7 protein-coding genes are annotated in these 7,939 nt (G+C 67.7%); 1 reads left to right on the forward strand and 6 read right to left on the reverse strand.

What is annotated here, in order from left to right:
- Positions 1-276 precede the first annotated feature (276 nt).
- Positions 277-1,584, reverse strand: coding sequence for a hypothetical protein (locus D7V93_RS31850; protein WP_120646965.1), 1,308 nt, complete (start codon positions 1,582-1,584; stop codon positions 277-279).
- A 529-nt stretch (positions 1,585-2,113) separates the two neighbouring features.
- Between D7V93_RS31850 and D7V93_RS31855 the strand changes: the two genes are divergently transcribed.
- Entirely contained in the window at positions 2,114-2,407 is a 294-nt protein-coding gene (locus D7V93_RS31855; RefSeq protein ID WP_120646966.1) for a hypothetical protein, read from the forward strand.
- A 28-nt stretch (positions 2,408-2,435) separates the two neighbouring features.
- On the opposite strand, the gene D7V93_RS31860 is transcribed toward D7V93_RS31855, so the two are convergent.
- The 5 genes from D7V93_RS31860 to D7V93_RS31880 form a co-directional block, all read right to left on the reverse strand.
- On the reverse strand, positions 2,436-2,645 hold the full coding sequence (locus D7V93_RS31860; protein ID WP_147451442.1) for a hypothetical protein: 210 nt from the start codon (positions 2,643-2,645) through the stop codon (positions 2,436-2,438).
- Between the two features lie 117 nt (positions 2,646-2,762).
- On the reverse strand, positions 2,763-2,978 hold the full coding sequence (locus D7V93_RS31865) for a hypothetical protein (protein WP_120646968.1): 216 nt from the start codon (positions 2,976-2,978) through the stop codon (positions 2,763-2,765).
- Positions 2,979-3,188: 210 nt separating this feature from the next.
- A complete protein-coding gene (locus D7V93_RS31870; protein ID WP_208723223.1) occupies positions 3,189-5,321 on the reverse strand; it encodes a hypothetical protein in 2,133 nt (710 codons plus the stop codon).
- A 794-nt stretch (positions 5,322-6,115) separates the two neighbouring features.
- Entirely contained in the window at positions 6,116-6,517 is a 402-nt protein-coding gene (locus D7V93_RS31875; protein ID WP_244237637.1) for an RCC1 domain-containing protein, read from the reverse strand.
- Positions 6,518-6,710: 193 nt separating this feature from the next.
- On the reverse strand, positions 6,711-7,939 hold a 1,229-nt coding region (locus D7V93_RS31880), incomplete at its 5' end, for a DUF2135 domain-containing protein (RefSeq protein ID WP_120646969.1).

Raw genomic sequence — 7,939 nt, forward strand, 5'->3', positions numbered from 1 at the left:
CACCCATCCCAGGAGGCCGTGCCCCACGAATGCGCCCACACCCGCGCCCGCCAGGACCGACAGCACCCGAAACAAGTCGAATGCGGTGAACACCAGCGATCTCCTTCCCACGAAAGCCCGTGCCGGAATGACACACCCCCGGGCCCGCCAGGATGACAACCTGACGGGCCGGTGGCTCGATTCAAGGGGCCTTGCTCTGCAACGGCTCAGGAGCCGTCGCCTTCTCCAGCAAGTATCCGGCCAGGGCCCGGGAGCTCAGTGAGCAGCCTCCCCCTGTCACCAGTTCAGCCAACGCGCGGCGGACACCTTGTCGCCGAAACCCCAGTTGTTCAGGTTGACCTCGTGGAGCGTGCCGTCGCCCACGAGGTCCTTGAAGCTGCCCTTGTAGTTCGAGTCGCTGTAGAGCCGCACCCGAGAGCCCGGGGGAATGCACCAGCGGACCGCGGAGGCCTTGTCGTTGAACCCGTCGACGTCGTCGAAGCGCGCCCAGTTCTTCAGGCCCTGGTCCTCGGAGTCGAAGATGACGCCGCGGTCGCTGAAGTTGGAGTCGTCGTAGAAGTCGACATAGGCGCGCTGGAGGTCCGCGCGGCAGAAGGTGTCCGCCCAGATGCTGCGGAACTCCACCATCTTCACCGTCGAACCGGGGCCGTCATCCGCGTGCTCGGTGGCGTAGAGGATGAGGCTGCGGTCGGGGCCCACGAAGAGGCCCGCGGCGGCGTCCAGGTTGCACTGCCGCGAACCATCGTTGCTGCAGTACATGTGCTTGGAGGCGACGTGCTCCAGGCGCATGTGGCCGTCCAGGTGCACCCGGTACAGGTGGGCGTAGTCGTCGCTCACCGCGCCCCAGCGCAGGCCTCCCAGCCGCGTGCCCACCAGGTAGAGTTGTGAGTCATTGCAGTCCGTCACGAAGTTGAGGTTCTGGAAGGCGCCCCACTGCCCATCCGGCAGCTCCGACTTCTGCCACGTGTCCACGCGCTGCCACTGGTTGGCCGCGGAGCGGATGTCCGTCTGCGTGGAGCGGAAGACCTCGAGCTTGTTCGCGTCCACCTGCCCGAGCAGGAGCAGGAAATGTCCATCCGACAGCTTCGTGAGCGAGGCCGTGCCCGCGGTCGCCGTGTCCCCCTGGACATAGGCGAACGGGCCTGGCGTCAGGGATTGGTTGTAATCATAGAGCGCGATGCGCCCCAGGCCGGGCCCCTCCTCCATGGGCAGCGCCAGGATGTTGCCCGCCGCCTGCATGCCGCCGCCGTGGCGGTAGCCTTCGAGCACCGGCAGCGCCGCCACCGCTGCGTCCCCACCCGGCGGCGCGGTGTCCTCGGGCTGCTTGATGGAGAAGGCCAGCCGGTTGGAACGCAAGCGCCTCCCCTCCCCGTTGCGGGTGGCCATGTGCACCAGGTGCCCCACGTTTCCCCCGGGTGTGTCATCCCGCTTCGACAGGACGAGGAGGCGGCCCGAGAGGGTCGACAGTCGCTGGATGCCTTCCCAATGGTTGCTGCTCGGGTAGGCCACGTTGAGGTTGAACGGTCCGGGATGGAAGCCCAGCACCTCGCCGTGATCCCGCAGCTCCTGGAAGCGAAGCGGCACGTCGGGGCTGCACAGATTGCAGTCCGGGCTTCCCCAGACGCAGGCGGTATCCCCGCCGAGTCCGAGGGCCAGCGGAGCCGCAGTGGCAGCAAGGGATTCACGAGGGACCGAGGCGGCTTCGCGGGCCTCCGGCTCACAACCGGCGAGCATCAACAAACCCGCCAGCGACAGGGCCGCGGCGGACCCGCGACGACGATGGAGATGGGACATGGGTCATCCTGGGGTGGTTCAGAAGGGGGAGCAACAAGGTGATCACGGTGACGTCGCGGGCGCCAGGTGGATCGAGGTCACTTGGGCAGGACGTTCTTCTGGAAGTCCCCCATCATGTTTCCTGGTACCAGGCTTTGACGGCGGCAGTCACAACCTGGGTGGACTGCTCCGCGTTTGTTGAACTCCCAGCCCAATAGAGGTTCTCACCGTACTTGTGGTCGAGTCCTCGGTGGCCCTCGCTGAGGCCTTCAAATGTCGAGACAGTTCTCGCCCGGGTCTTCGCGTAGGCCACGAGGGAGGCATCCACCGTCAAGGCTGGATGGTGAGCAACGAGCAGGACCGGCCCGAAGCCGACCAGGGCGAGCCCGCCAATCGAAGCACGACAGGAGGCCAGCTCACCCTGGGACTCGACCTGGGCTACCGGAAGACGTTCGCACGCTCGAACTTCTATCTCGCCGCGGTGTTCGGCGCGGCCGTGGGCTACAGCTGGAACCAGCAACGCAAGGAGCTGGATCTCGGCGGCCAGTCCAGCCTGCCGTGGGGCGACGCGCCCAGGAACGGGCGCATCGTGGACATCAACATGGACATCCTGCGGGTGGGCTTCAGCTCCTGACGCTGCGCCTCCAGCCTGCGGACGGACGTCAGGCGCCGGTGAGCTCGGCGGCGACGGCCTTCTTGGCCTTCGCATTGATGGGCTGGGCCATGGGGTACGCGTGCCTGGAGCCTGGCTCGGCGCGGGTCGGGTGGATCAGCGTCACCGTGTACGAGGTCGACGTCTCGCCGAGCGTGAGCTGCAGAGCCGCGCCGCCGGCCGCATCCTTGGCCTGCACCACGTGCAGGAAGTGGCTCACCACCTGCCCGTGGGTCTCGATCTCGCCGCGGAACTGGCCGATTGGCGTACCGGTGACGGGAAGTCCACGGCACCACTCGCACGAAGCAGCCTCCAGGCGTCCGCCGAGGGCTGCGAGCTAGCGCGAGTCCTCGCCCGAGGCCTTCTGCATCGTCTCGTCGAGGTGCTGGCGCTGCTCGGCCTCGATTTCCTTCGCCTTCTGGCGCACGTTGTCCAGGCGCCGGGCCGCGTCCTGGCCCGCCATCTTCGTGGACCCCGCGCCCGGCTGCGTCGCGTAGTACGCCACCCCCGCCAATACCGCCACGCCCAGCACAAACAGGATGAGCCGTCCCATGCGAAGTGCCTCCAGTCCCCGCGTCGGCGGGTCCACTGATGCACGAATATCACCCATCACTCGTGCGTGAGATAGAGGCCGGTGCCCGCGTCCGCTGGCGCCACCTGCATGGCGAGCGCCCTCTTGACGGCGGCTCGGATCTTCGTGGGTTGCCCACACAAACAGACGGCCCTGGAGCATGTCGCCCCAGGGCCGCGTGGCTTCACTTCGTCAGTGAACGAAGATGTCGGAAGGCTGGAAGACGCCGACCTCCGCGTCGTTCACCCTGCCGGTCTTGAACTCCTTGCGGACATCGAGGAGCTTCTGCACTTGATCGAGGCTGCGGATGGCGCCCACCGCGAACGGCGGCTTCTCCTCCGCGATGAACGGATCGAAGGGCACGACGCCAGCGATCTCCTGCATCCGGCTCAGGAAGGACGGGCTCAGCTGGAAGACCTGGCTGCAGGTGGAACAGGTGGCCAGGTCGAAGAGGCGCTGGTAGCGCCGCTCCATGTCCGCGTACTGCCAGGTCGCCACGCCGCTGCCAAACTGGGTGTCCGCGACGCTGAACATGAAGCCGACACCGCCACCCGTGAGGAACTTCGACTGCCTCGCCGGGATGCCGGAGGTGGGGCTGATGTGCGTGAACGACAGGTTGGTGGTGTTGGCGAGGTTCGTGGTGCCGGTATCCCCGAAGTGGCAGCCATTGCAGGTGTTGAGCGAGAACTCCCTGCGCGCGCACACGTCCCCGGCATCGCTCGAACTGGCGCCACTGGCCCTCCAGAAGTTGGGCGAACGGACCAGCGAGTTGCCGCCGCGGAAGGAGGAGCCATTGAAGCTGAACGGCATGCTGTAGCTGGACGAGCACTTCGTGGGAATGAGCACCGGCAACGGCTCGGAGCTCCTGACGGTGGACAGCACGAAGGCGCTGACATCCGGGTCGGTGTTGGAGTTGTGGGTGGCGTCATCCGGCGTCAGCGCTACCGTGTGCGGCCGGAGCACGCCGCTGGCGGGCGTGTCGGTGTTGGTGGAGGGGTTCTCGTTGGTCAGCGTGAACTCGCGCAGCTCCCACTGGGCGTTGAGCGTGTTCTCGTTGGTGCGGATCTGATTGAGGGCGTTCTGGTTGCCCTTCGACGGCGCCTTGCCATGGAGGACGACGCTTTCCGTCATCGTCTGGAGCTGGGTGAGGTAGCCGGTGTCGAACGTGGAGTGGGTGCTCAGATCCCTCCACTGCCGGGCCCAGTCAATCACCGCACTGCAGCCCGAGCGGGGCACGCCGTACTCGAAGATGACGGTGAAGGGCCGGAGGCCGCAGGAGGCCTCCGTGCCAGCGCCCCATGGCGACGGCCGGGTGACACCGAAGACAAAGCGCAGCTCACCCGCGCTGGACGAGCCGCCATAGCCGCCGCCCGTGCTGCTGCTCAGGTCCACACGGTTGACGATGGCCAGCAGGCGGAACGGAGAGATGTTCAGGTTGAGCGGCCCGCCGAACAGGACCTCCCTGCGCCCCGTGCTGGGATTGGTGGTCAGGGCGGACGACACGCCGCTGGCGTTGGCCCAGGGCTGGATGACCTGGGCGTACATGGCGGTGCGCGCGAGCACGACGTCGCCATTGACGGTGTAGTTGTTGAGCCAGAGCGACAGCCAGTCCTTCACGAAGAGGTCGGGCGTCTTGCCCGAGCCGTTCGCCAGCTCGCGGATGAGGTGCGCGAAGGTCCAGGCGCCGCCCTGGGTGCCAGCGCCCGTGCACGGGTCCCAGGTGCGCTGGGAATCCTGCACGACGGCCGGGTCGGTGATGAGCAGCGCCTTGCCCCAGGCGGCCTGGGTGGAGACGGGCCGCAGCGGACACACGCTGAGGGGGGTGAGCGCGCCACCGGAGAAGCGAGAGAGGGACACGGCGGTCCCCTCCGTGCGGGCGACAACCTGGCGCCCCTGGAAGACCAGGGACTCGCTGGTCACCTCCCCGAATTTGCCGGCGGAGGTATCCTTCTCGTTCTGCGCGCGGCGCTCCAGCTCCTCCACGGGGAGCCTGGCGAACTGGGTGAAGAAGTCACTGCCGGGGCTGTCGGTGATCTGTCCCAGTTTACCCAACGCATCGGAGCGGAAGAGGACCACGGGATTGCTGGAGCTGCCCACCACGCGCACCAGGCTGTCCGCCAGTTCCGGGTTGGAGGGCTCGCTGAGCCTCACGTTGACCGCGACGTCCTCCTCGAGGGAGGTGGGCTCCTTGAGCAGCTGCACGAAGACCTTGGTGGTCTTCTCCGCATCCTCGAAGGGCAGCTCCTTCATGTCGATGCTCTTGCCCTCCTCCTCTTCTTCTTCTTTGTCCGCCTGGGCGGTCTGGGCCTGCACCGCGGGATTCACGGCTTCGGTCGGCGCTGACTCTCCGACGCAGCCGCTGACCGCCCACAGGGCCCCCAGGACACACCACGACCGAGCCGACCCGGCCTTCAACCGCAAGTCATTCCATTGCATGTGCACCCTTCGCTGTTGGCTCCCCCACTCATCGACAGTGGGTCTGTCCACACCAGGACAGATGAAAAGCATACGCCTACCGGAGAGCATGGAATAGGTGGCCAGCGCTGAACTGGCTGACAAAACCAGTCGTCAGGGTGCGTCAATCACAGAAACAGCGGGGTGCAAGTGACTCCACCAGGGGTCATGCCTCACCACGTCACGGACGACACAGCGGCTTCCAGCGGGCTTCATCCCTCCCCGGCCCCGCTCCGCTGGCTTTCCGTGCTACCCTCCCCGCCGCGTGGCAACCCCACGCATGGCTCACGGTTCGATCCTCACGCTACTGATCAAGGGGAGCGACATGCGCTCAGAATGCGCTCCCTTTTATCGTGGTGGTGCGTTCGCGACGGGGGCGCCCAGCCCTCTCTTCGCCGTGAGACTCCTCGCGGTCACTGGAAAGGCAAGTGGATGGGGGCCATCCAGGGCCCGAAAGCGGCTGACTTTGCCGGGGGACGCCTGAATGACTGTGATTGCTGCGTGGCGCGCAGGGCCGGCGACGCGAATTCACGGAAGCGCTGACAGCAGTCCGCTGTCCTTCAGCAGGGCCCACCGCACCCGGTGCGCCGCGGTGACGTGAGCCCTGGGAGACCCGGCAACTCGCGCGGGCCCCCACGGGGCTCACGACCTGGGAGTGACTGTCCTCAGGGGAATGCGACCGTCGCCGGAACGAGCACGGCGGTCCCATCGCCCAGCTGACCGTTCTGGTTGGAACCCCAGGCCCAGACGGTGCCGTCGGCGCGCAGCGCCAGCGAGTGCTCCTCGCCCGCGGCAAGCGCGGTGGCCCCTGTCATCCCGGCCACCGGCACGGGCGTCAGTGGACGTCCATTCGGCTGCTGGCCGAGCCTGCCGGAGAGGTTTTCACCCCAACCCCAGACCGTGCCGTCGCCGCGCAGTATCAGCGAGGAGTCCCCGGCGGCGTCCACCCTGGGAACCGGGCAGGGATGGGAGGAGAGGGTGAAGACCTGCGAGGTGATGAGGCCAGCGCTGTTGGTGAGGGTGGCGGTGACAGTGAGGGCGGTGCCCGCGGGCGGGCATGCGGGCAACGTCCACGTCACCTCGCTAGCAGGACGTGGACACTCCAGCTCTTCCGCATGACCTTCAAGACCATCTCAGCCCCCCATTCGCAGACCCCCACCGTCGTACTCCACTCCATCGCTTCTTGGCCAGATGCGGGCCCCCCACGGACCGAGCTGCTTCTCAGGAGGGCCAGGTCCCGGGTGCCGTAGGAAGCGGACCTCAGGGCGCGGGCTGCGCCGACACGCCGTCCTTCCCCATCGCCACCAGCTCCTCGCGCCGCAGCAACAGACGCGAGTCATTCTTGGGCAGGATGCGCACCTGGAAGCGGCGCTGGGCCATGTCGTCGGCGGTGAAGACGCCCCGGTCGCTCACGAGCAGCAGCGCCGTGGGCACCACGTACCGCGCCGAGTTGTTGCCGTAGTAGTGCACCACCACGTGGTACGGCCCCGGGGCCGCCTTGCGCGCGTGGTACAGCTCCGGCCCCAGGCCGTCCGTGATGTCCCAGTACAGCTTCCCTCCCAGCCGCGTGTCCTTGTGCTGGTAGAAACACTTCTCCCCATTCGGCTCGATGACCCACAGGTCGATGTCCGTGCTGTCCGAGTTCCAGTGCGTGGTGAGCTGGTAGTCGATGGGCTGGGCATCCGCGAACGTCGCCACGCCGTCGGGCCCCGGCAGCTCCACGCGGCGCGCCTTGAGCACCGCGGCCACCCCCGCGAGCTTCGACTGGCGCTCCAGGCCCGCCAGCATCCGCGCGTAGTGGAAGCCCGCCACCGTCCGCACCTCGCCGCCATGCCGCTTCCAGGGGCGCGCCAGCACGATCTCGTAGTTCCGGGCCGCTTCCGAATAGCGCCCCGCCGCATCCAGCGCGAGCGCCTCCTCCAGGAACGCCTGGGGCTCGAAGGGACGGCTGAGGCGCACGTGCTCGAAGAGTTCCGCCGCCGCCGGGTACTGTCCCAGCGCCAGCAGCCCGTACCCCACCAACCGCAGCGCCTCCGCGTCCTGCGAGCGCAGCTCCACCGGTGACGAGAGCGCCCGCACCGCGCCCCACGTGTCTCCCGAGAAGGCGCGCCTGCGCGCCACGGCCTCGTAGATCATCACGTCGTCCCGGTTCTCCTGGCGCGCCTTGCGGTAGGCCAGCTCCGCCTGGAGCCGCTCGTCACCACCCGCGTAGGGCGCGTCCCGCAGCGGCTGGCGCTTCAGCAGCGGCTGGAGCGCCGCCTTCTGCTCGGCCAGCCGGGTCACCACCGCGCGCCCACTTTCGGGCACGTCATCCAGCGCGATGCCCAGGAGCTTGTCCCGGCGCTGGTCCTCCTCCCGGCGTCGCAGCGACTCCAGGTTCGCCAGGTCCACCTGCTCGTCGCGGACGGCGTAGCGCGTGTAGTCGCCCTCGGACTCCAGCACGAGCATGGACGCGCGGGCATTGGCCAGCCGGTAGTGCTGGCTGAGCG

The organism is Corallococcus llansteffanensis (assembly GCF_003612055.1).
GTDB classification, from domain to species: Bacteria; Myxococcota; Myxococcia; order Myxococcales; family Myxococcaceae; genus Corallococcus; species Corallococcus llansteffanensis.

Coding starts and splice junctions, on each gene's coding strand:
- D7V93_RS31855 (WP_120646966.1), top strand. CDS start 2,114: ATGGTGAGCAACGAGCAGGACCGGCCCGAAGCCGACCAGGGCGAGCCC.
- D7V93_RS31865 (WP_120646968.1), bottom strand. CDS start 2,978: ATGGGACGGCTCATCCTGTTTGTGCTGGGCGTGGCGGTATTGGCGGGG.